At 70.4% G+C, this 21,735-nt stretch carries 17 protein-coding genes and 1 tRNA gene; 9 read left to right on the top strand and 9 right to left on the bottom strand.

Annotation, left to right across the window (positions count from 1 at the left end; translation table 11 throughout):
- Positions 1-15: 15 nt before the first annotated feature.
- On the bottom strand, positions 16-654 hold the full coding sequence (gene pcp, locus EZ313_RS14640) for a pyroglutamyl-peptidase I (RefSeq protein WP_205960433.1): 639 nt from the start codon (positions 652-654) through the stop codon (positions 16-18).
- Positions 655-715: 61 nt separating this feature from the next.
- Between pcp and ypfJ the strand changes: the two genes are divergently transcribed.
- Positions 716-1,588: a KPN_02809 family neutral zinc metallopeptidase gene (gene ypfJ / locus EZ313_RS14635; RefSeq protein WP_135264661.1), complete on the top strand. Its 873-nt coding sequence runs from the start codon at positions 716-718 to the stop codon at positions 1,586-1,588.
- Positions 1,589-1,663: 75 nt separating this feature from the next.
- Entirely contained in the window at positions 1,664-3,109 is a 1,446-nt protein-coding gene (locus tag EZ313_RS14630; RefSeq protein WP_135264021.1) for a DEAD/DEAH box helicase, read from the top strand.
- 7 nt (positions 3,110-3,116) lie between these two features.
- Here EZ313_RS14630 and EZ313_RS14625 read toward each other — a convergent pair whose 3' ends face one another.
- Positions 3,117-3,950 carry a symmetrical bis(5'-nucleosyl)-tetraphosphatase gene (locus EZ313_RS14625; protein ID WP_135264020.1) on the bottom strand — a complete coding sequence of 278 codons (834 nt, stop codon included), beginning with the start codon at positions 3,948-3,950 and terminating at the stop codon, positions 3,117-3,119.
- Between the two features lie 24 nt (positions 3,951-3,974).
- Between EZ313_RS14625 and EZ313_RS14620 the strand changes: the two genes are divergently transcribed.
- Entirely contained in the window at positions 3,975-5,279 is a 1,305-nt protein-coding gene (locus EZ313_RS14620; protein ID WP_135264019.1) for a hemolysin family protein, read from the top strand.
- Positions 5,280-5,289: 10 nt separating this feature from the next.
- On the opposite strand, the gene EZ313_RS14615 is transcribed toward EZ313_RS14620, so the two are convergent.
- Positions 5,290-5,661 (bottom strand): hypothetical protein, encoded by a 372-nt coding sequence (locus EZ313_RS14615; protein ID WP_135264018.1) that lies wholly within the window; start codon positions 5,659-5,661, stop codon positions 5,290-5,292.
- A gap of 116 nt (positions 5,662-5,777) precedes the next feature.
- The gene (locus EZ313_RS14610) at positions 5,778-6,143 is read right to left on the bottom strand and encodes a hypothetical protein (RefSeq protein ID WP_135264017.1); all 366 of its coding nucleotides are present in this window, start codon (positions 6,141-6,143) and stop codon (positions 5,778-5,780) included.
- Between the two features lie 210 nt (positions 6,144-6,353).
- On the opposite strand from EZ313_RS14610, the gene EZ313_RS14605 reads away from it, so the two are divergent.
- A complete protein-coding gene (locus EZ313_RS14605; protein ID WP_167772586.1) occupies positions 6,354-7,436 on the top strand; it encodes a hypothetical protein in 1,083 nt (360 codons plus the stop codon).
- Positions 7,433-9,043, top strand: a complete 1,611-nt coding sequence (locus tag EZ313_RS14600) for a galactose oxidase-like domain-containing protein (RefSeq protein WP_135264015.1) — start codon at positions 7,433-7,435, stop codon at positions 9,041-9,043. The genes EZ313_RS14605 and EZ313_RS14600 overlap by 4 nt, the downstream gene beginning before the upstream one ends.
- Positions 9,044-9,108: 65 nt before the next feature.
- On the opposite strand, the gene EZ313_RS14595 is transcribed toward EZ313_RS14600, so the two are convergent.
- The 3 genes from EZ313_RS14595 to EZ313_RS14585 all read right to left on the bottom strand — a co-directional run bounded on the left by EZ313_RS14595 (position 9,109) and on the right by EZ313_RS14585 (position 9,932).
- Positions 9,109-9,184 (bottom strand) — tRNA-Thr (locus EZ313_RS14595).
- Between the two features lie 52 nt (positions 9,185-9,236).
- On the bottom strand, positions 9,237-9,494 hold the full coding sequence (locus tag EZ313_RS14590; RefSeq protein ID WP_135264014.1) for an acyl carrier protein: 258 nt from the start codon (positions 9,492-9,494) through the stop codon (positions 9,237-9,239).
- A gap of 174 nt (positions 9,495-9,668) precedes the next feature.
- Positions 9,669-9,932: a hypothetical protein gene (locus tag EZ313_RS14585; RefSeq protein ID WP_135264013.1), complete on the bottom strand. Its 264-nt coding sequence runs from the start codon at positions 9,930-9,932 to the stop codon at positions 9,669-9,671.
- A gap of 182 nt (positions 9,933-10,114) precedes the next feature.
- On the opposite strand from EZ313_RS14585, the gene EZ313_RS23315 reads away from it, so the two are divergent.
- The 4 genes from EZ313_RS23315 (at position 10,115) to recD (ending at position 19,651) form a co-directional block, all read left to right on the top strand.
- Entirely contained in the window at positions 10,115-10,261 is a 147-nt protein-coding gene (locus EZ313_RS23315; protein WP_167772585.1) for a hypothetical protein, read from the top strand.
- Positions 10,262-10,440: 179 nt separating this feature from the next.
- Positions 10,441-13,989: an exodeoxyribonuclease V subunit gamma gene (gene recC / locus EZ313_RS14580; protein WP_135264012.1), complete on the top strand. Its 3,549-nt coding sequence runs from the start codon at positions 10,441-10,443 to the stop codon at positions 13,987-13,989.
- A 23-nt stretch (positions 13,990-14,012) separates the two neighbouring features.
- Positions 14,013-17,651 carry an exodeoxyribonuclease V subunit beta gene (gene recB, locus EZ313_RS14575; RefSeq protein WP_240788655.1) on the top strand — a complete coding sequence of 1,213 codons (3,639 nt, stop codon included), beginning with the start codon at positions 14,013-14,015 and terminating at the stop codon, positions 17,649-17,651.
- Entirely contained in the window at positions 17,648-19,651 is a 2,004-nt protein-coding gene (recD, locus tag EZ313_RS14570; protein ID WP_135264010.1) for an exodeoxyribonuclease V subunit alpha, read from the top strand. The genes recB and recD overlap by 4 nt, the downstream gene beginning before the upstream one ends.
- Here the strand turns inward: recD and EZ313_RS14565 are convergent.
- Both EZ313_RS14565 and EZ313_RS14560 read right to left on the bottom strand, forming a co-directional pair.
- Positions 19,619-20,302: a response regulator transcription factor gene (locus tag EZ313_RS14565; protein ID WP_135264009.1), complete on the bottom strand. Its 684-nt coding sequence runs from the start codon at positions 20,300-20,302 to the stop codon at positions 19,619-19,621. The genes recD and EZ313_RS14565 overlap by 33 nt on opposite strands.
- 10 nt (positions 20,303-20,312) lie before the next feature.
- A complete protein-coding gene (locus EZ313_RS14560) occupies positions 20,313-21,638 on the bottom strand; it encodes a tetratricopeptide repeat protein (RefSeq protein ID WP_135264008.1) in 1,326 nt (441 codons plus the stop codon).
- Positions 21,639-21,735: the final 97 nt, after the last annotated feature.

Here is a 21,735-nt window from a genome sequence, read left to right as displayed (position 1 = left end):
AGGCGGGGGCGTGTTTCAGTTCAGCGCGCCGGCCTGAATCCTCACGTCGCGATGGGTGTGGATGGCGCAGCGCAGCGCCACCTCGAGGCCCAGCGACAACTGCTCCGCGGTCATCGAGGGATGTCCCTGCTGCGGCAGCCAGGGCACGTGGACCAGGCCGCCGCGGATGCCTTCGCACGCAGGGTCGGTGGCCAGGCGATGCATCAGGCCGTAGAACACGTGGTTGCACACGAAGGTGCCGGCCGTCTGCGACACGTCGGCACGCACGCCCTCGGCCAGCATCGCGGCGAGCATGGCCTTGATCGGCAAGGTGCTGAAGTAGGCCACCGGCCCGCCTTCGATCACCGGCGTGTCGATCGGCTGCTTGCCCAGGTTGTCGGGGATGCGCGCGTCGTTGATGTTGATCGCCACGCGTTCGAGCGAGATCGCGGAGCGCCCGCCGGCCTGGCCGGTGCACACCACCAGGCTCGGCCGGTGCGCGTCGATCAGCTCGTCCAGCGCGCGCAGCGAATGGCCGAACTGCGTGGGCAGCTCGGCGGCGACGACGCGGTGGCCGTCGAGCTCCAGGCCGTCCAGCGCCTGCACGGCGATCCAGCTCGGGTTGATCGACTGGCCGCCGAATGGGTCGAAACCCGTGACGAGGATGCGGCGCAGGCCGACAGGGGCGGGAGCCTTCGGACTTAGCATGGATTCACTGTACCGCAGGGGTCGAATCATGCGCTGGGAAGGCAACCGGGAATCGAACAACGTCGAGGACTACCGCAGCGGCGGCGGTGGCGGAGGCTTCGGCGGCCTGGGCGGCCGCAGCATCGGCATCGGCACCATCGTCATCGCGCTGATCGGCGGCGCGGTGCTGGGCATCAATCCGCTCACGCTGCTGGGCATCCTCTCGGGCGGTCCGGCGCCGCAGGTCCAGCAGCAGGCGCCGCAGCAGGTCCCGGCCAACGACCAGATGGCGCGCTTCGTCTCCACGGTCCTCGCCGACACCGAGGACGTGTGGAAGGGCCTCTTCCGCCAGGGCGGCGCGCAGTACCAGGAACCCAAGCTGGCGCTGTTCCGCGGCGCGATCACGACGGCCTGCGGGCAGGGCCAGGCGGCCATGGGACCGTTCTACTGCCCGGCGGACCAGAAGGTCTACATCGACCTGAACTTCTACGAGACGCTGCGCAGCCGCCTGGGCGCGCCGGGCGACTTCGCCCAGGCCTACGTCATCGCCCACGAAGTCGGGCACCACGTGCAGCACCAGCTGGGCATCACGGATCGCGTGCAGGGCCTGCGCGGGCGCGTGAGCGCGGCCGAGCAGAACGCCATGAGCGTGCGGCTGGAGCTGCAGGCCGACTGCTTCGCCGGCGTCTGGGCCCACCACGCGCAGAACGCGCGGCAGATCCTGGAGCAGGGCGACGTGGAAGAGGCGATGAACGCCGCAGCGCGGATCGGCGACGACGCCCTGCAGCGCTCGTCCGGCCGCGCGGTCGTGCCCGAGAGCTTCACCCACGGCACCAGCCAGCAGCGCCAGCGCTGGTTCGCCACCGGGCTGAAGACCGGCAGCGTGAAGGCGTGCGACACGTTTAGCGCCCGGACGCTGTGACGACTTCCTCCCTCTCGCAGAGGGAGAGGGGACACTGGCCGGCTCATCCGTGGCGAGTGAGACAATGACGGGTTGATGACTGCTTCCTTTTCCAACCTCAACCTCGCCGAGCCCCTGGCGCGCGCCGTGGCCGAAATGGGCTACGAGCAGATGACGCCGATCCAGGCCCAGGCGATCCCGGTCGTGCTGACCGGCAAGGACGTGATGGGCGCCGCGCAGACCGGCACCGGCAAGACCGCGGCCTTCTCGCTCCCGCTGCTGCAGCGGCTGCTCAAGCACGAGAACTCCTCCACCTCGCCGGCGCGCCACCCCGTGCGCGCTCTGGTGCTGCTGCCCACGCGCGAGCTGGCGGACCAGGTCGCGCAGCAGGTCAAGCTCTACGCCAAGTACACCAACCTGCGCAGCACGGTGGTGTTCGGCGGCATCGACATGAAGCCGCAGACGGCCGAACTGAAGAGGGGCGTCGAGGTGCTGGTCGCCACGCCGGGGCGGCTGCTGGACCACATCGAGGCCAAGAACGCCGTGCTCAACCAGGTCGAGTACGTGGTGCTCGACGAGGCCGACCGGATGCTGGACATCGGCTTCCTGCCGGACCTGCAGCGCATCCTGGCGTACCTGCCCAAGCAGCGCACCACGCTGCTGTTCTCCGCCACCTTCTCGCCCGAGATCAAGCGGCTGGCCAACAGCTACCTGAACGATCCGGTGACCATCGAGGTGTCGCGGCCCAACACCACGGCGTCCACCGTGGAGCAGCACTTCTACAGCGTGGTGGACGACGACAAGCGCCGCGCGCTGCACCAGATCGTGCGCCAGCGCGGCATCAGCCAGGCCTTCGTGTTCGTCAACAGCAAGCTCGGCTGTGCGCGGCTGGCGCGGTCGCTCGAGCGCGAAGGGCTCAAGGTCGTCGCCATGCACGGCGACAAGAGCCAGGACGAACGCCTCAAGGCGCTGGCCGCGTTCAAGGCCGGCGAGGTCGACCTGCTCGTGGCCACCGACGTGGCCGCCCGCGGACTGGACATCAAGGACGTGCCCGCGGTCTTCAACTTCGACGTGCCGTTCAACGCCGAGGACTACATCCACCGCATCGGCCGAACCGGCCGCGCGGGCGCCTCGGGCCTGGCCGTGACGCTCGTGTCCGGCAGCGACGGCCGGCTGATCGCCGACCTGGAGAAGCTGCTGAAGAAGAAGGTCGAGCTCGAGCCGATCGAGTTCGACGAGGACCGCCCGCGCGGCCGCATCAACGACGGCCGCCGAACCTGGCGCGAGCGCGGCGAGCTGGGCGACCCGCGCGACGTGCTGGAAGAAGCGCGCGAACGCGAGCGCGCTCCGCGGCCGCAGCGCGAGGCCCGCGCGCCGTCGGCGCCCAAGGATCCTTTCTTCGACCAGCCGTACCAGGCGCCCGAAACCGAGGCGAAGCCGGCGTGGGAGAGCGCGGCCAAGCCGGCGGTGAGCCGCGTGTCGGCGAACATCAAGAGCGGGCGCCGCAAGGTCGCGGCGCTGTTCAAGCAGCCGACGCAGTAGGAAGCGGTCAGTCCCCAGGCGCCTGCGCCTGCTCGCATTCCACCTGGATCACCTCGCGCGATCCCGTTGCCGGGTCGTAGCGCAGCGCGCTCAGGCAGCCGCCCCACACGCAGCCGGTGTCGAGCGCGATCACGTCGTCGCGCAGCAGCAGCCCGAGCTGCGACCAGTGGCCGAACGCGATCGTGACGTCGGCCGTCCGCCGCCCCGGCACGTCGAACCAGGCCAGGGTGCCGGGCGGCGCGGCGTCCAGGCCGCCCGAGGCCTTCAGCACCATCGCGCCTTCCGGCGTGCAGAAGCGCAGCCGGGTGAGGGCGTTGACCACGAGCCGCAGGCGATCCGCGCCCGAGAGAGACTCATCCCATTTCGCCGGCTCGTTGCCGTACATGCGCGAGAGGAACTCCACCAGTTCCGGGCCACGCAACACCGCCTCGACCTCGCCGGCAAGCGAAAGCGTCTTGGCCAGGTCCCATTGCGGCAGCACGCCGCCGTGCACCATCAGCAGCCCGTGTTCGTGCAGCGCCATGCGCTGCTGCCGCAGCCAGTGCAGCAGCGCGTCGCGGTCGGGCGCGAGCAGCACCGAGTCCATGGTGTCGTTGCCGTGCGGCGCGCGCCGGCCGTGCGCGACGGCGAGCAGGCTCAGGTCGTGGTTGCCCAGGAGGCAGGTCGCGGTGCCGTCCAAAGCCATCAGCCGGCGCAGGACCGCGGCCGATTCCGGCCCGCGGTTGACCAGGTCGCCAAGCAGGATGGCGTGGTCGCGGCTCGGGGAGAAATCCACCTTGGCCAGCAGCCGACCCAACGCGGCGTCGCAGCCTTGCACATCCCCGATCAGATAAAGTCCCATCGTGTCCGACCCTCCCGGTGAGTCATGGATTTTCTGCTGATCGCGCTGTTGACGCTGCTCAACGGCGTGTTCGCGATGTCCGAGATGGCGCTGGCATCGAGCCGCAAGGCGCGCCTGCTGGCGCTGGCGGAGGAGGGCGACAAGGGCGCCGTCGTCGCGCTGCGCATGCTGGAGCATCCGACGCAGTTCCTCTCCACCGTGCAGGTGGGCATCACCTCGATCAGCGTGCTCACCGGCATCGTGGGTGAGGCCGCCTTCAGCGCGGGCCTGGCGAGATGGCTGCAGGGATTCGGCATGCCGCATGCGCCGTCGGCCATCGTCGCCACCGCGATCGTCGTGGCCATCATCACCTTCATCAGCATCATCTTCGGCGAGCTGGTTCCCAAGCGCATCGCGCAGCTCCATCCGGAAAACGTCTCGCGCCTCGTCGCGCTGCCCATGGACTGGCTGGCGCGCGCGGCCTCGCCCTTCGTGAAGCTGCTGTCGGCCACCACGCAGGCGGTGCTGAAGCTGCTGCGCATCGACACCACCCAGGTGCGCGGCATGACCGAGGAGGAGATCGCGCACAGCCTCGAAGAAGGCGTGGACGCCGGCGTGATCGAGGCGCAGGAGCACCAGATGGTGCGCAACGTCTTCCACCTGGACGACCGCGCGCTATCCTCGATGATGGTGCCGCGTTCGGACGTCGAGTGGATCGACGCGTCGGCGAGCGTGGCCGAGGCGCTGGTGCTGGCCGGCCAGGGCGGCGCGCATTCCTGGTATCCCGTGTGCCGCGGCTCGCTGGAGGACGTCGTCGGCGTGGTGAGCGTCGCGCGGCTGCTTTCGCTCGGGCCGGCCCACCAGGGCGCCGTCGAGGCGCAGGCCGTCCCCGCCGCGTTCGTGCCGGAGACGCTCACCGGCATGGAGCTGCTGGAGCAGTTCCGGCGGCAGTCGCACCGGGTCGTGTTCGTCGTCGATGAGTACGGTGTAGTGCAGGGCCTCGTCACGCCGCGGGACCTGCTGGAGGCCATCACGGGCGAACTGCGGCCCGACGTGCAGACCGAAGCCTGGGCCACGCCGCGCGACGACGGCTCCTGGCTGCTCGACGGCCTCATGCCCGTCGCCGAACTCAAGGCCAGGCTCGACATCCGCGACCTTCCCGAGGAAGACCGCGGCCGCTACAACACCGTGGCCGGGCTGCTGATGTCCGTGTCGGGCCACCTGCCGCGCGTGGGCGAGCGCATCGATTGCGGCGACTGGATCTTCGAAGTGGTGGACCTGGACGGCAAGCGCATCGACAAGGTGCTGGCGGTCAAGGCCGTGGATGCGATGACGCAAAAGCCGGCCTGAGGCGGCGCGCTCAGCGCGCGGGCCGCTCGGCCGGCATCAGGGCGGGGTCGAAGATGTCCAGCGCGCCCTGCGTGCACAGGCGCTTCGTCAGGATGTCCAGGCGCGCCTCGCCGAGGCGGGTGCGCTCGAGGATCCAGCTGCGGCGCAGGGGCCGGCTGCTCATGACCGACAGCAGCCGCAGCACTTCGGCCGTGCGCATCGCGCTGGGCAGGCGAGGCCAGTGCCGCAGGCGATAGATCAGGTCGCCGGGCAGGTCCGGCATGCACGCCCGCGCGCTCGCGACGGTATGGGGAAACTCGGTTTCCGGAAACTGCGGACGCGAGCCGCCGAACGAGGAGCCGGTGCGCCTCGTCCACTCGGTGATCGCCTGCATCATTCCCACACCGCTGTCCTCATCCGTGTTGAGGACCCAGTGTGGCTTCGAGCGCGGCCGTCGAGCTAAGGAAAGCGGGGGCGCGGTGTTAGGGGGGATGCCTATGAGCGCCCTGGATGCGGACATCACGTCGCGGGCAGATCCTCCGCATCGTCGTCCTCCGGATCGAACCCGCAGGACAGGCGCGGGCCGGGCCTGCGCGGCCACCGCTCCGGCGCGATCGGGGCCGCCGCACAGATCCACGTCTGGCGGTAATGCTCCACGCTCTTGCGCCCGCGAGGGATGGACTCGATCCCGGTGACGGTCAGCGCCTCCCGAAGGCGAAGCAATCTCGCTCGTTCCAGGCGCGGCAGCAGTTCTTCCCGTGTTCCGGGCCGGAACAGGCAGGCGAGCAGCGCGGTACGGCCCGTCCAGCCGACGTGGTAGGGCTCCAGGCGGACGTCGCCATGCAGTGCCTCGACCAGCTTGTGGCGGCTCTTTCGCTCGCCCATCCACCTCAGTGCGTACACATAAAGAAGCACTGTACGAGCATACAGTATCGACCCCCGTGCACCCCGAGATGCACTTGGTACAACTGGTACGCGCATTGATCAGCGTCGCAGTTCCAGAATGACTTCGCGGGGTCGGCGAACAGCCGGTTTCGCGAGGAGGTGGACATGCGAAGGCCTGCAGTACGGGGCTCCGGTCCTTGGGTCCGGACGGTGTTCGTTTTCCTGGCGCTGACGGCGGGCGCGATCACCGCCGCAGCCGCTCCCTCCTACACCCTCGTCGACCTCGGCGCCCTCACGCAGGCGCAGGTCCCGGTGGTGCGCGGACCCAACCTCCAGGGCCATGTCGGGGGGACAGGACGCCGGGAGGACGCGCGCGACAGCGGTGCGCGCCGCGGCCTTGTCTTCGAAGCGGGCGCCATCCCCCAGGACATCGAAGGGCTCGGCGACCGCGAAGACCCGACGGTGTTCGCCATCAACGACCACGGCGTCTTCGTCGGCAGCGCGAACAACGGGACCGCCGTGCGCGCGTTCATGGGCTCGCGCTCGGGCGGAGTCAAGGAACTGCCGCCGCTCGCGGGCGACAACGCCAGCGTGGCGTTCGGCATCAACAACCTGGGCGAAGCGGTGGGCTTTTCCAGCGGCGCGAGCGGCGAGCGCGCGGTGCTCTGGGACGCCACCGGCAAGCCGATCGCCTTGCCGGCTCCCGCGGGAGCGCTGGCCAGCCGGGCGAACGACATCTCCGGCACGGGCGATGTGGCCGGCGTGGTGACCGCTGCGGCCGGACGATTGCCGGTGGCGTGGCCGCGCGGCCAACCGGCCCGCTCGCTTCAACTGATCCCGGGCGACGTGGCCGGCGAAGCGTTCGCCGTCAACGCCCGCGGCGAGGCGGCCGGCTACACGGCCAACTCCGCAGGGACGCTGCGCCATGCGGCCGTGTGGGCGGCCAGCGGCGAGGTGACCCCGCTCGGCGCGCTGCCGGGTGGCGACTCGAGCGAAGCCCTGGGCATCAACGACGCCGGCGCCGTGGTCGGCACGACCGGCAGCGCCGCCGGCCATCGCGCCTTCGTGTGGACGCGCTCCGGCGGCATGCGGGACCTCAACAGCCTCGTCGCGTTGACGAGGATGGTGCTGACCAAGGCGACCGGCATCAACAACGCGGGCGCCATCGTGGCGGTCGGCCACGAAGCTTCCCCCCACGAGCCCGCGGGCGCGCATGCGCACGCGGGGGGCCCCGCCCACACTCACGCCCACGGTCCGGTGCGCGTCTTCCTGCTGCGCCCGGTGCGGCCATGAAAGCCCTGCGCGCGCTCCCGGCCGGGCTGCTGGCCACCGCATCCCTTTCCTTCATCGGCGTCGGCGACGTCTTCGCGCAGGCGAACGTCACCGGCGAGTGGACGAAGGTGCAGAACCTGCCGATCTCGCCGGTCCACAACGTGTACCTGCCGAACGGGCGGATCGCGATGTTCGGACGAAACAGCACGCAGACCCTCTGGGACCCGATCACCCAGTCCGCCGACGTTCTGCCGAGCCCCGGCTACGACCTGTTCTGCGCCGGCCACGGCTTGCTGGCGGACGGCCGCGTGCTGCTGGCCGGCGGCCACATCGCCGATTTCGTCGGGCTGGCCAAGGCCTCGGTGTACGACCCGCGCACCAACAGCTGGACGCCTGCGCCCGACATGAATGCGGGACGCTGGTACCCGACCGTGACGATGCTTCCCGACGGCGATGCGCTGGTCGTGGCGGGATCGATGGACACCTCGATGAGCATGAACACGCTGCCGCAGGTGTACCAGCCCGCCACGAACAGCTGGCGCAACCTCACCAGCGCGCAGCTGGCGCAGCCGATGTACCCGATGATGTTCGTCGCGCCGGACGGACGCGTGATCGATGTCGGGCCGAGCACGTTCACGCGCTCGCTGGACACGAGCGGCACCGGCAACTGGTCGTTCGTCGCCAACCGCAACGGCGGCTGGCGCGACTACGGCACGGCGGCCTTGTACGCGGACGGAAAGATCCTGGTGGCCGGCGGCGGCGATCCGCCGCAGGCCTCGGCGGAGGTGATCGACCTGAACTCACCGTCACCCGCCTGGCGCACGGTCGCGCCGATGTCCGTCGCGCGGCGCCACCTCAACAGTACGATCCTTCCCGATGGCACAGTGCTCGTGACCGGCGGAACCTCCGGACCGGGCCACAACAACCCCAACACACCCGTGCTGTCGGCCGAACTGTGGAACCCCGCCACCGAAGCGTGGACCACGCTGGCCAGCGGCACCGTCCCGCGGCTGTACCACTCCGCGGCGCTGCTCCTGCCGGACGGGCGGGTGGCGGTTATGGGAGGCGAGAGAGGCGCCGCTTCCGTGGTGCCCGACGTCGAGATCTTCTCGCCGCCGTACCTGTTCAAGGGCGCGCGCCCCGCCATGAGCGGCGTGCCGGCGCAACTCGCGTATGGCCAGCGGTTCACCGTGCAGAGCGCGCAAGCGGCAGGCATCGGCAAAGTCAGCTTGATAAGGCTGTCGTCGGTGACGCACGCGTTCAACATGGACCAGCGCCTGAACGTGCTGCCGTTCACCGCGGGCACTGGCTCGCTGGACATCACCGCGCCGGCCAATGCCAACCTCGCGCCGCCGGGCATGTACATGCTGTTCCTCGTCGACACGAGCGGCGTGCCTTCGGTGGGCAGCATCGTGCAGGTTGGTGGGACGGGCGCGTCCCAGCCGGTGGCGACGGGTTCTGCGACGCCGGGAAGCGGAAGCTGCAGCTATCCCGCATGGGTGCAGGGGCGGCCGTACGCGGCCGGGTCGATCGTCAGCTACAGCGGCTCGCTGTACATCGCCAAGTTCGCCAACCCGGGCTATACGCCGACGATCAGCACCTACTACTGGGCGCCGTACGCGTGCTGAGGCGCCGCCTGCGGCGCAACAAACGCGAAGGCCGCCAGCGTTGCCACTGGCGGCCTTCTTCTGTCTGGTGCCGGAGAGAGGAATCGAACCCCCGACCTTCTCATTACGAATGAGCTGCTCTACCGACTGAGCTACTCCGGCGTACCGAAGCGCGGGATTATAGCGTCGGGCTGCTGCGCTCCCGCCGCGTGCGTCAGTCGGCGATCAGCTCGCGCAGCGCGCGTTCGATCGACGCGATGCTGCGGAACACGTTTCGCCGGACCATGTACTCGGGGAACTCGACTTCGAACTCGCCTTCGAGCGCGAGCATCACGTTCACCCTCGCATTCGATGTCATGCCGCACTGGGCCAGATCGGCGTCGGCCGGCAGCTTCTCGGGATCGGTGGTCAGGCGGCCATGGTCTCGCAGCACGCGGCGGATCGAGGCTTGTGCTTCTTGCAAGGTGGTCATGCGATGGATTCTCAGCAGCGCAAACGCTCGGCAATGTCGGACGCGGTCGCGCGGCTTGGCTCGATCGGACTAGTGCCTGGGCTGCTTCGCGCGCGCACTCAAGCAACGTGCGGCGCGCGGACCGGTTTACAGCTGCGGACGTCCGGACTCGAACGAGCCGGCGGGCCGCGCTCATCAGCAGAGCGAAGCAGTCCCCTTGCGCTCGACCCTCGGTCCGGCCGGCGGCGGCACTTCCGGATCGAAGAACGACTTGTCGAGGTGGCGCGAAAAGCGCGTGAACCAGCTGTCGCGCGGGTAGAAAGCCGTGCCCTTCGGGCCCGACACACGCACGAGCCCATCCGGCTGGACCACTGCGCTGAAGCTGGCGGGGTCGCGGCCGCTGGCGAGCAGCAGGTTCGCCAGCAGCTGGCTTTCAGTGGGGGTGATGGGTTGGTTCACCGCCGGGATCATGGCAAGCGCGGCGGGGTGGCCGGGGCAGCAACACGGCAGTCCGCGTGTAGGACGGCGCCCCGGGCCCTGCCGTCGGGCTGCACGGGTTTTCGCACGGCGCTCGCCAGCTTCGTCCTACCTGAGCCAATGCGCGCCGCTGCAAGCATGGATGCCATCCAGGAGAGATGGCCATGTTCGACGCACACGACCGGTTTGTTCCCCGCAGCGCCGACTTCGGGGCCGAAGATGCCGGCCTGGTGGGCACGCCGTATTTCAAGGTCGGCATCGCCGGTGCAGTGATCGCCTGGGCGGCCCTGATGCTGTCGCTTTGGTGGTGACGCCGGCGCTTTCGCGCCAACGAATGCGCGCGCCGACCGAATCGCCATCCTGACGCCGGATCCCTGCCCCGCACGAGCGGGTACGATGCCCGGGCGCCGCAAGCGGCGCTCGAGTTCGTTCCCGCGATGCCCTTTTCTCCAGCGACGATCCGGCTGATCCCTTCCGCGGAGCGCCCGCGATGACCCGGCGCCGATCCGCCCCTCCATCCGCTGACAGCGCGCAAGCCGCGTTCGACTTCGACGCGCCCGCTGCCCAGGGGTGGAGCGGCGGCTTCATGGTCGTCCACGGCAACCGGCCCGAATCGCTGCGCGACCTGATGCTGGCCTGGATGCGCGGCCATCCGCTCGCGCCGCTGGAGAACGAGCTGGTGCTGGTGCAAAGCAACGGCATCGCGCAATGGCTCAAACTGTCGCTCGCGGCGGACCCGGCCCACGGCGGCGCGGGCATCGCCGCCGCACTCACGACCGCGCTGCCCGCGCGCGCGCTGTGGGACGTGTATCGGGCGGTGCTGGGCCGCGATCGCGTGCCCGCCGAGTCGCCTTTCGACAAGGCGCTGCTGTCGTGGAGGCTGATGCGGCTGCTGCCGGCGCTGCTGGAGCGCCCCGAGTTCGAACCCCTGCGCCGCTTCCTGCGCGACGACGACGATTTGCGCAAGCGCCACCAGCTCGCGCTGCGCCTGGCCGACCTGCTGGACCAGTACCAGGTCTACCGGGCCGACTGGCTGGCGCGCTGGGGGGCGGGCCACGACGTGCTGCCGCGCGCCGACGGCCGCGGGCAGCCCGTGCCCGATGCGGTTCGCTGGCAGCCGCAGCTGTGGCGCGAACTGCTGGCCGACGTGGGCCCCGAGGGCGCGGCGGGCAGCCGCGCGGAGGTGCACCGCCGCTTCCTCGAAACCGTGGCCACGTGGCAAGGGCCGCCGCCCGCGGGCCTGGCTCGCCGCATCACGGTTTTCGGCATCTCGACGCTGCCGCGCCAGGTGCTGGAGGTGCTGCATGCCGCATCGCGCTGGTCGCAGGTGCTGCTGTGCGTGCACAACCCGTGCGAGCACGACTGGTCGCACATCGTGGCGGAGCAGGACCTGCACCGCGCGCGGCGGCAGGCGCGGCGTCCCGGGCTGCGCGGCGAGCCTCGCGACGACGCGCTGCACCTGATCACGCATCCGCTCCTGGCCGCTTGGGGGCGCCAGGGGCGCGACTTCATCCGGCTGCTGGACGACTACGACCAGCCCGCGCAATACAGCGGCCGCTTCGTGGCGATCGGCCAGAGGGTCGACCTGTTCGAGGCCGGGCCGCAGGACACGCTGCTGCGACAGCTGCAGGACGACATCCGCGAGCTGCGGCCGCTGGGCGAGACGCGCGAGCTCTGGCCGGCGGTGGACCCGGCGCAGGACGCATCCATCACGTTCCACGTTGCGCATGGCCGGCAGCGCGAGGTGGAGGTGCTGCACGACCAGCTGCTCGCCGCCTTCACCGCCGACCCGACCCTGCGGCCGCGCGACGTGATCGTGATGGTGCCCGACGTGGCCGATTACGCCGCGCACGTGCAGGCGGTGTTCGGCCTCGTGGAGCCGGACGACGACCGCCACATCCCGTTCGGGCTTTCGGACCAGAGCCAGCGGATGCGCGAGCCGCTGCTGGCCGCGCTGGACCACCTGCTCTCCTTGCCGCAGTCGCGCATCGCGGCCGGCGAAGTGCTGGACCTGCTGCAGGTGCCGGCGCTGCGCGAACGCTTCGGCATCGCCGAGGAGCAGTTGCCGCTGCTGCGTCAGTGGCTGGACGCGGCGGGCGTGCGCTGGGGCCTGCACGCGGACCACCGCGAGTCGCTCGGGCTGCCGGCGGGACTCGAACAGAACAGCTGGGCCTTCGGCTTGCGCCGCATGGTGCTGGGGTACGCGGTCGGGGCGGGCGAGGCCTGGAACGGCATCGAGCCGATGCAGGAGGTGGGCGGGCTCGAAGCCGCGTTGCTCGGCCCGCTGGTGCGGCTGGCGCAGTCTCTGGAAGCGCTCTGGCGCGCGCTGCGCGAGCCGGCCCCGCCGGCGGTGTGGGCGGCGCGGTTGCGGAGCCTTCTCGATGATTTTTTCGTTGCGCCGGATGGCAGTGCGGAAGGCCTCACCCTGCTGCGCGCGCGAACGGCGCTCGACGATTGGGAGCAGACCTGCGCCGGCGCCGGACTCCACGAGCCGCTGCCGTTGTCCGTCGTGCGCGAGCACTGGATGTCGGCGCTGGAGCCGCCGGCGCTGCAGCAGCCTTTCTTTGCGGGCGGCGTCACCTTCGCTTCGCTGATGCCGATGCGTGCGATCCCGTTCCGCTGGGTGGCGCTGCTCGGGATGAACGACGGCGACTATCCGCGCAGCCGCACGCCGATGGACTTCGACCTGATGACGGGCGACCACCGGCCCGGCGACCGGTCGCGGCGCGAGGACGACCGCTACCTGTTCCTCGAGGCGCTGCTGTCCGCGCGCGAGCACCTGCACATCAGCTGGGTCGGCCGCAGTGCGCAGGACAACCAGGAGCGCCCGCCTTCGGTGCTGGTGGCGCAGCTGCGCGACCACATCGCCGCGGGATGGTCGATGTCGCGTGCGCGCGATGAAACGAACGCAGGCGCGCAGCTGCTGGCGGCGATCACGGTCGAGCACCGGTTGCAGCCGTTCCATCCCGCGTACTTCGACGGCGGCACGCCGCGGCTTTTCAGCTATGCGCGCGAGTGGCGCTCGAGTCTTGAACCGGCCGTGGCGAGAGCCGGGACTGAGCTGCTGCCGCCCCTGGTTCCCACGCAGCCGCTCACGCTCAAGAAGCTCGGTGACCTGCTCAAGCATCCCGCGCGCGCGTTCCTCGAACAGCGGCTGAACGTCGCGTTCCGCGACGACGACCCGGTGGCGGAGGACGAGGAACCCTTCGTGATCGACGGGCTGCAGAACTGGACGCTGCAGGGCGAGTTGATCCGCGTGCAGCGCACGGCCGTGGACCGCGGTTTGCCGCGCGAGGACGCGATGCGTGCGCAACTGGAGCGCATCTCGCGGCGCGGCGAGTTGCCCCATGGGGCTTTCGCGCGGCAGGTCCGGGACGAGTTGATGGAGCCCATGGAGCGGCTGTTCGAGGGCTATGCGCGGGTGCTCGCCGAATGGCCGCAGCGACTGGACGATGAACCTGTCGCGCAGGACGAGCCGCTGCCGGTCGAGGACTGGCTCGACGCGTTGCGCAGCGATGGCTCGGGCCGGCGCGCCCGGCTCGTGCTCGACTACAGCGGCATCGTGGACAAGGGCTGCTGGCGGTACGAACGCCTGGTGCCGCACTGGGTGGCGCACCTGGCCGGGCACCTGGATGGCGAGCCGCTCACGACCATCGTGCTGAGCAAGGCGGGCACGGCCCGCTTCCAGCCGCTCGCGCCTGCCGAAGTGCAAAAGCACTGGGACGCGGTGCTGCGGGCCTGGCAGGAGGGCATGCGCAGGCCGCTGCCGTTCGACGTGCAGGTGGCGGCGGCGTGGATGCGCAAGCTGGAACGCGGCGATGAGGCGGCCGCGGAGGAAGCCGCGCGCGATTGCTATCGCACTCAGGTCGAGCCGGACGCGAAGGGGAACAGGCGAGGCGGCGCCGATGCCTTGCAGCGCGCCCATCCCGATTTCGAATCGCTCTGGGCCGGTGACGAGTTCAGGGAGTGGGTGCGAGAGCTGCTGCAACCGGTCAGCGATGCGGTGGGCACGCCGCCCACGAACGGGGGAAGCGAGTGACGAGCGCAGCACTGCCCCGCCCTTTGGATCCGCTCACGCTGCCGTTCGGCCGCAACGCGCTGATCGAGGCCAGCGCCGGCACCGGCAAGACGTTCACGATCGCCGCGCTCTACCTGCGGCTGGTGCTGGGCCATGGCGGCGAAGCCGCGGCCGGCCCGCTGACGCCGCCGGAGATCCTGGTCGTCACCTTCACCGAGGCGGCCACGCAGGAGCTGCGCGATCGCATCCGCGCGCGGCTCGCCGACGCTGCGCAAGCGTTTCGCCGCGACGCGGCCCAGGTCGAGCCGCGCGAGCCCGGCCAGGACCTGCTGCACGACCTGCGCGCCGCCTACCCGCCGCAGGAATGGCCCGCGTGCGCGCGCCGCCTGCAGCTGGCGGCCGAGTGGATGGACGAGGCCGCGGTGTCCACGATCCACGGCTGGTGCTACCGGATGCTGCGCGAGCACGCGTTCGACAGCGGAAGCCTGTTCACGCAGACCTTGCAGGCCGACCAGCGCGAGCTGCTCGACGAGGCGGTGCGCGACTACTGGCGCACGTTCTTCTATCCGCTGCCGCTGGAGGATGCGCAGCGGGTGCGCGAGTGGTGGGGCGGGCCGGACGTCCTGCGCGAGCGGCTGATGAAGCTGCTGCCGCACGTGGGCCAGTTGGCAGAAGCTCCGGAGCCCGCGCGGGCCTTGCTGGAGGCACGCGAAGCGTCGACCCGGCGGCTCGGCGAGTTGAAGGCGCCGTGGGCGCAGTGGGCTGATGAACTGCGCGGGCTCCTCGAGCGGGCTTGCGCGGCCAGGCAGGTGGACGGCAAGAAGCTCCAGCCGCGGTATTTCAATGAGTGGCTCGACAGGTTCGCGGCCTGGGCGCGAAACGAAGATTTGTGGCCGGTCGCCGAAGACAAGAAAGTCTGGGGGCGGCTGACACCCCGTGGCCTGGCCGACGCGTGGAAAAGCGGCACGCCTTTCGACCACCCCGGCCTCGCGGCCATCGAAGCACTCCCGGCCGAACTGCGCTCGCTGCCCGATGGCCGGGATCGCGTGCTGACCCACGCGGCCAGGTGGGTCGCGGGCCGGCTCGCGAAGGAGCAGCGGCGGCGCGCCGAGATGGGCTTCGACGACCTGCTCACGCAGCTGCATCGTGCGCTGCACGACCCGGCCAACGGCGAGCGGCTCGCGGCGCTGATCCGCCGGCAGTTCCCGGTCGCACTGGTGGACGAGTTCCAGGACACGGACCCGGTGCAGTACGGCATCTTCCGGCGCATCTACGGCGACACGCCCGATGCGTCGATGGTGCTGATCGGCGACCCCAAGCAGGCGATCTACGCCTTCCGCGGCGCCGACATCTACACCTACCTGGCCGCGCGGCGCGACATGGCGGGACGGCTGTTCACGCTGGGCACCAACCATCGCTCGTCGCAGGAGATGGTCGATGCGGTGAACCACCTCTTTGGACTTGCCGAGCGGCGCGCCGGGCCGGGCGCCTTCCTGTTCCGGGATGCGTCGCAGGATCCGCTGCCGTTCCTTCCGGTCGGCGCCCGCGGACGCAAGGAGCGCTGGCAGGTCCAGGGTGCGGACGCCCCGGCGCTCACTGCGTGGTGCCACGATCCTGGGGGCCGCGCACCGAAGGCCAGCGAGTACCGCGAAGCGATGGCCGGCGCCTGCGCGGGCGAGATCGTGCGGCTGCTGAACCTCGCGAAGCAGGGCGGCCAGGCAGGTTTCGTGGATCAGCATGGTGCGCCGCAGCCGCTGCGTCCTCGCGACATCGCGGTGCTGGTGAACAATCGCATCGAAGCGGCCTGCGTGCGGCATGCACTTCGCTCACGCGGCGTGCGCAGCGTCTACCTGTCGGAGAGCGACACGGTGTTCCGCACGGCCTCGGCCGGCGAGCTGCAGCGTCTGCTGCAGGCCTGCGCGGAGCCCGACGATCCGCGCCGGCTGCGCGCCGCGCTGGGCACGCGGCTGCTGGCGCTGGACTGGGCCGCGCTGGAGCGCCTGAACCAGGACGAGCTGCACTGGGAGGAACGGCTCCAGCAGTTCCACGAGTACCGGCGCCAGTGGCGGCGCCAGGGCGTGCTGCCGATGCTGCGCCGCCTGCTGCACGACTTCGGCGTGCCCGCACGATTGCTGGCGCAGGACGACGAGCGCCAGCTCACCGACGTGCTGCACCTGTCGGAACTGCTGCAGCACGCGAGCACGCTGCTGCAGGGCGAGCATGCGCTGGTGCGCTGGCTCGCCGAGCAGCGGGAGGACGACCTCGTCACGGCCGAGGAGCGCCAGCTGCGACTGGAAAGCGACGCCGACCTGCTCAAGGTGGTGACGGTGCACAAGTCCAAGGGGCTTGAGTACCCGCTGGTGTTCCTGCCGTTCGCCGTCGCGTGCCGGCGCGAGGAGGGGAACTCGCCGCCGCTGCGCTGGCACGACGAGTACGGCGCCGTGCGGCTCGAACTCGCGCCCGATGCACAGGCCGTGCAGCGCGCCGATCTGGAACGTCTGGGCGAGGACCTGCGCAAGCTGTACGTCGCGATGACGCGGGCGCGGCATGCCACCTGGATCGGGCTGGCGCCCGCCGAGGCCTGGGCGAACACCGCCATCGGATGGCTGCTCGGCGAGGGCCGCGAAGTGGCGCCGGGACAGTTGCGCCCGCTGCTGGAGAACGCGTTCGCCGGCTGCGATGCCGTCGCTGTTGCCACTCCGCAGCTCGAATCGGATGAAAGCTATGCCGCTGCCACCCGGCCGCCGCTCGTGCCCGGCGAAGAGCTGCATGCGAAGGCGCAGCGTGAGCGCTGGTGGATCTCCAGTTATTCACGGCTGCTGGCCGGGTCCGCCAACACGGCGGCTCCGCAGACGCCGGAAGAGGCGAACTACCTGGAAGAAGAGGGCGAGGAGGCTGCGCCGGCTGCGAATGCAGGTGGTGCAGACGCCGGAAGCCTGCATGCGTTCCCGCGCGGCGCGGCGGCCGGAACGTTCCTGCATGGGCTGCTCGAGTGGGCCGGGCGCGAGCGCTTCGAGTCCGTGGCGGCGGCGCCCCAGGGATTGCAGGCGCAGCTTGCGCGCCGCTGCCGCCCGGCGCCCTGGTCCGTGCACGAGGCCACGCTGCGCGATTGGCTGGCCGCGTGGTTGCGCACGCCGCTGGACCTTTTTCCGCTGGCGCCCGGCAGCATGCCGGTCGCCCCGGCAGCGCTTCGCGCCTACCAGGTCGAGATGGAGTTCTGGATCGGCGCGTCCGGCGTGAACGTCGCGGCCCTCGATGCGCTGGTGACCCGGCACACGCTCGGTGGGCTGGCGCGGCCTCCGGTCGCGCCGCAACAGCTCAACGGAATGCTCAAAGGCTTCATCGACCTGGTGTTCGAACACGAGGGGCGCTACTACGTCGCCGACTACAAGTCGAACTGGCTCGGGCCGAATGACGCCGCGTACACGCCTCGTGCGATGCGGGACGAGGTGCTCGGCAAGCGCTACGAGCTGCAGTACGCGCTGTACCTGTTCGCGCTGCACCGGCTGCTGCGCTCGAGGCTGCCGGACTACGACTACGACCGCCACGTGGGCGGCGCGGTGTACCTGTTCCTTCGCGGCCATGCGGGGGCAGGGCAGGGGCTGCACATGGAGCGGCCGCCGCGCGAGCTGATCGAAGCCATGGACCGGCTGTTCGCCGGGCACGCTGCGGAGGCCGCATGAGCGACGTGCTCGAAGCGCTGCGCGCCTGGGTGGATGCAGGCTGGCTACGCGAAGTCGATTACGCGTTCGCCGCGTTCATCGCCGCTGAAGCTCCGGACGCGCCCGGGCGGCTCCTGCTCGCGGCGGCTCTGGCCAGCCACCAGCTCGGCCGCGGCCACGTCTGCCTCGATCTGGCGGCATTGGCCTCGGATGCGGGCGAGACCCTGGCGCTGCCGCCCGACGACGAGGTGGACACGCTCGAGCCAGCGCAAGGGCTGCTGCGCGAAGTTGGTTCCACCTCGTTGCGCGAGTGGCGCGCGGTTCTGACGCAGCAGCACCTGGTCGCCGCCGGCGAGGGCGCCACGCCGCTGGTGCTGGCCGGCACGCGGCTGTACCTGCGGCGTTACTGGCAGCACGAGCAGTCCGTGCGGAAGGCGTTGCAGGCGCGGCTCGTGTCCGACGACGGCGCTGCGTCGCCGCCGCGGCTGCGCGGAGCGCTCGATCTTCTGTTCCCCGGCAGCGGCGAGGGCCCCGACTGGCAGAAGGTGGCCTGCGCATTGGCGACGCGCTCGCGCTTCGCGGTGGTCACCGGCGGGCCCGGCACGGGCAAGACCACCACCGTGGTCAAGCTGTTAGCGCTGCTGCAGCACATCGCAGCCCGGGGCGCCGATGGCGGTGCGCGGCGCCTGCGCATCCGGCTGGCCGCGCCCACGGGCAAGGCGGCTGCGCGGCTGAACGATTCCATCTCGCGTGCCGTGGATGCGCTGCCGCTGGCGCAGCTCGGCTCGCCTGAACTCATGCGAGCCGCGATTCCGTCGCAGGTCGAGACCGTGCACCGTCTGCTCGGCAGCTCGCCGATGCGGCGCGGCTTCCGGCACGACGAGCACAACCCGCTGCCGCTGGACGTGCTGGTGCTGGACGAGGCGTCCATGGTCGGACTCGAGGCGATGGCGGCGTTGGTCGCCGCGCTGCCGCCGCGCGCGCGGCTGATCCTGCTCGGCGACAAGGACCAGCTCGCTTCCGTCGAAGCCGGCGGCCTGCTGGGCGAGCTGTGCCGGCGCGCCGATGGCGGGCACTTCCTGCCGGAGACGGCGCGCTGGGTTCTGGACGCCACCGGGGAAGTCGTGCCGCCTGCGCTGGTCGACAAGAACGGCGAGCCGCTCGACCAAGCGGTGGTGATGCTGCGGCGAAGCCATCGCTTCGACTCGAAGAGCGGCATCGGGCAGCTGGCCGATGCGGTGAACGCCGGCGACGTGGCCCAGGTGCGGCGGCTGCGCGAGCAGGGCCGCGAAGGCGTCGCCTGGCGCGAGTTGGCGACCGACGCGGCGCTGCGGCCGCTGGTGCTCGATGGCGGCGAACCGGACGGGCGGGTGGGATTGCGGCATTACCTGGAGGTCGTGCAAGCGCAGCGGCCTGCCGCGGAGGCGGGTCCCGAGGCGTTCGAGGCCTGGGCGGCGAACGTGCTGGCCGCCTACTCGCGCTTCCAGCTGCTGTGCGCGGTGCGGCGCGGCCCCCATGGCGTCGAGCGGATGAACGAGCGCGTCGCGCAGCTGCTCCATCGCGAAGGACTGCTGCCGGCTTCGCAGGGCTGGTATTGCGGGCGGCCGGTGATGGTCACGGCCAACGACTATTCACTTGGCCTCATGAACGGCGACGTGGGCGTGACGCTGGAACTACCGGGGCCGGACGAGCGGGGAGTGTTGCGCGTGGCGTTCCCCTCGGGCGAAGGGCGCGTGCGCTGGGTTCTGCCCAGCCGGCTGCAGTCGGTGGAGACGGTCTTCGCGATGACCGTCCACAAGTCGCAGGGATCGGAGTTCGAGCATGTGGCGCTGCTCCTGCCGGAGCGGGATTCGCGCGTGCTCACGCGCGAGCTGGTCTACACGGGCATCACGCGGGCAAGACGGTGGTTCACCGTGGCCGGATCGGCGGGGTTGCTGGAAGTGGCGGTGCAGCGGCCGACGCGGCGCAGCGGCGGCCTGCTGCTGCGCTCAGACGAACAGGCTCACCAGCTTGGACCGTGAGGGGACGCCGAAGACGACGAACAGGCCGGAGATGTAGTTCTTCACCGTCCCGAGCTTCAACCCGGTGGCAACCACGATCTCCTGGTTCGTCTTGCCCTGCAGCACGAGGTCGAGGATCTCGATCTCGCGCGGCGAGAGCGTGTTCGCCGCCGATGGCGAGCGGCGCGTGGACGCGCTCGCCGCTGCGGCGTCCCTGCGCGCCTGGAACATCGGCTCCAGAAGGTCCGACAGGGTGGCGGCGAGCAGGGCCCGGTCGGCGCCCTTGTGCAGGAACTTCTCCGCGCCGAGCACGCAGGCTTCCGCCGCGACCGCATCGTCGAAGGCACCCGAGAGCACCAGGATGCGGCTGCGCGGAAACCGGCGCTTGAGCGTCAGCAGGGAAGCGAAGCCCTTGCTGTCGGGCAGGTTCAGGTCCAGCAGCACGAGCTGGATCGACCCTTCGAATCGCTCGTAGAGCGCCAGCGCCGCGGCGAGCGACGTGGCCTCCAGCACTTCGACGTCCTTGAAGGCGGAAGCGCAAACGTTCACGACCGACATGCGCACGAGGGCGTGGTCGTCCACCAGCAGGATGCGGCGGGGTCCGGCTTCCTTCACTCCAGGTGGGTCGAAGCGGGGGAGCTCGGCATCGAAAGGTCTGGATTGCGTCAACATGGCAGTGCCCTCAGGGGTTTGCGCGGACCGGGGCCACGCGGGTGGAAAGCCTTCTCACGGCGGGGCTGTGCGGCCGCCTTGAGGCCCGTTCGGCGACGAGCGCGGAAGCGATGGAGTCCTGTCCCGACCGGATCGCGGCTTCGATCAGGGTCAGGTCGATCAGGTCGCGCTGGGCATGGCTGCCGCCGAACCGGTGCGCGTAGTGGCGCAAGGGACGCAGCAGGTCCACCGTGTCCGAAAAGCGGCCGGAGCCGAATGCGAGGACGGCATGTGCGGCATCGAGACCGCACTCCTTCGCGAAGAGCGCCGCGTCGCCGCCGTTCAGGCTGGCGGCCTTGAGCGAGTTCAGCGTCTCGCGCTGGGCGCGCTCCCGGCCGGCGCCGACGAAGGCCATCATCGCGTGCCATGCATTGAAGGCGTAGTCGGCGACGGGACCCGCCGCCAGCCACTTGTCCGCGACGAGATCCCATCTGTTGCCGACGTCCACCCCGAGCAGCCGCAGCCGCCACAGGAGGGCCGACGCGTCCACGAGATCCAGGATCACTTGCGACCGGGAACCGAAGATCGGCCCGTCGAACAGGCGCAGCGCCTCTTCCGTGTCGCCCTGTTCTAGGTGGTACAGGGCGAGGTGCCACCAGTTGTGCACCGAGAACATGTTCTCCTTCGACCACGCCTCGATGCCGCCGCGCAGCCACCCGATGCCCTCCTCGGTCCTGACCTGCATCTCCATGACGTGGGCCACGGAATGCCAGGCCCACGCGTCCCGCGGCTGCAGTTCCACGGCCTGGCGGCCATACCGCTCCGCCTGCCCGTAGTCGCCCGTTTCCTCGAGGCCGAACGCATACATGCCGAGCACGGCGTGGTAGCCCGATCGGCCTGCGGACCAGGCGGGGAGCGCCCGGGCCACCCGGTCGCGCAACATGCGCGAGTCACCCACGTAGAAATCGATCAGGTGACCGGCCTGCAGCGCCAGGCCATCGGTCGGGTGTTCGGCGGTCAGTTCTTCGAGAACCCGGCCGGCGGCCCTCCACTGGCCTTGCGTCACCAGTTCGATGGCCCTCAGGTGACGGCGCTCCCGCTCGGTCGCCTTCAGCTTGCGGGCTGACCGGAGGCATTCCCGGGCCACGGGGATCCCCGAAGGCTCGGTGCCCAGCAGGTGCAGCCAGCCCTTGAGCGCGTGGCCCATCGGCATGCCGGGGCTGAGCTCCAGCGCCTTGTCGATGCTGGCGACGGGGTCGCCGATGTAGCACCTGAACTGGTGGCCGGCCGCCTCGTAAAACGACACGGCCTCTGGACTGGCGCCAGTCATGACCAGTCCGGCATCTGTTACTTCCATCCTCATCTCCTCGAAGTGCGAGTGACGAAAGTTTTAATGCGACCGCAGGGAAGTAGTTTGAAAGTTCTTTGATGCGTCCAGAATTTTTGTCATCCGG

The organism is Ramlibacter henchirensis, from assembly GCF_004682015.1.
Lineage (GTDB): Bacteria > Pseudomonadota > Gammaproteobacteria > Burkholderiales > Burkholderiaceae_C > Ramlibacter > Ramlibacter henchirensis.
This window is presented reverse-complemented; position numbering and strand designations above follow the sequence as displayed.

Excerpts from the sequence above, each read along its gene's own strand:
- ypfJ (WP_135264661.1), top strand. The coding sequence starts at position 716 with ATGCGCTGGGAAGGCAACCGGGAATCGAACAACGTCGAGGACTACCGC.
- EZ313_RS14630 (WP_135264021.1), top strand. The coding sequence starts at position 1,664 with ATGACTGCTTCCTTTTCCAACCTCAACCTCGCCGAGCCCCTGGCGCGC.
- EZ313_RS14625 (WP_135264020.1), bottom strand. The coding sequence starts at position 3,950 with ATGGGACTTTATCTGATCGGGGATGTGCAAGGCTGCGACGCCGCGTTG.
- EZ313_RS14620 (WP_135264019.1), top strand. The coding sequence starts at position 3,975 with ATGGATTTTCTGCTGATCGCGCTGTTGACGCTGCTCAACGGCGTGTTC.
- EZ313_RS14610 (WP_135264017.1), bottom strand. The coding sequence starts at position 6,143 with ATGGGCGAGCGAAAGAGCCGCCACAAGCTGGTCGAGGCACTGCATGGC.
- EZ313_RS14600 (WP_135264015.1), top strand. The coding sequence starts at position 7,433 with ATGAAAGCCCTGCGCGCGCTCCCGGCCGGGCTGCTGGCCACCGCATCC.
- EZ313_RS14590 (WP_135264014.1), bottom strand. The coding sequence starts at position 9,494 with ATGACCACCTTGCAAGAAGCACAAGCCTCGATCCGCCGCGTGCTGCGA.
- EZ313_RS23315 (WP_167772585.1), top strand. The coding sequence starts at position 10,115 with ATGTTCGACGCACACGACCGGTTTGTTCCCCGCAGCGCCGACTTCGGG.
- recC (WP_135264012.1), top strand. The coding sequence starts at position 10,441 with ATGACCCGGCGCCGATCCGCCCCTCCATCCGCTGACAGCGCGCAAGCC.
- recD (WP_135264010.1), top strand. The coding sequence starts at position 17,648 with ATGAGCGACGTGCTCGAAGCGCTGCGCGCCTGGGTGGATGCAGGCTGG.
- EZ313_RS14565 (WP_135264009.1), bottom strand. The coding sequence starts at position 20,302 with ATGTTGACGCAATCCAGACCTTTCGATGCCGAGCTCCCCCGCTTCGAC.
- EZ313_RS14560 (WP_135264008.1), bottom strand. The coding sequence starts at position 21,638 with ATGGAAGTAACAGATGCCGGACTGGTCATGACTGGCGCCAGTCCAGAG.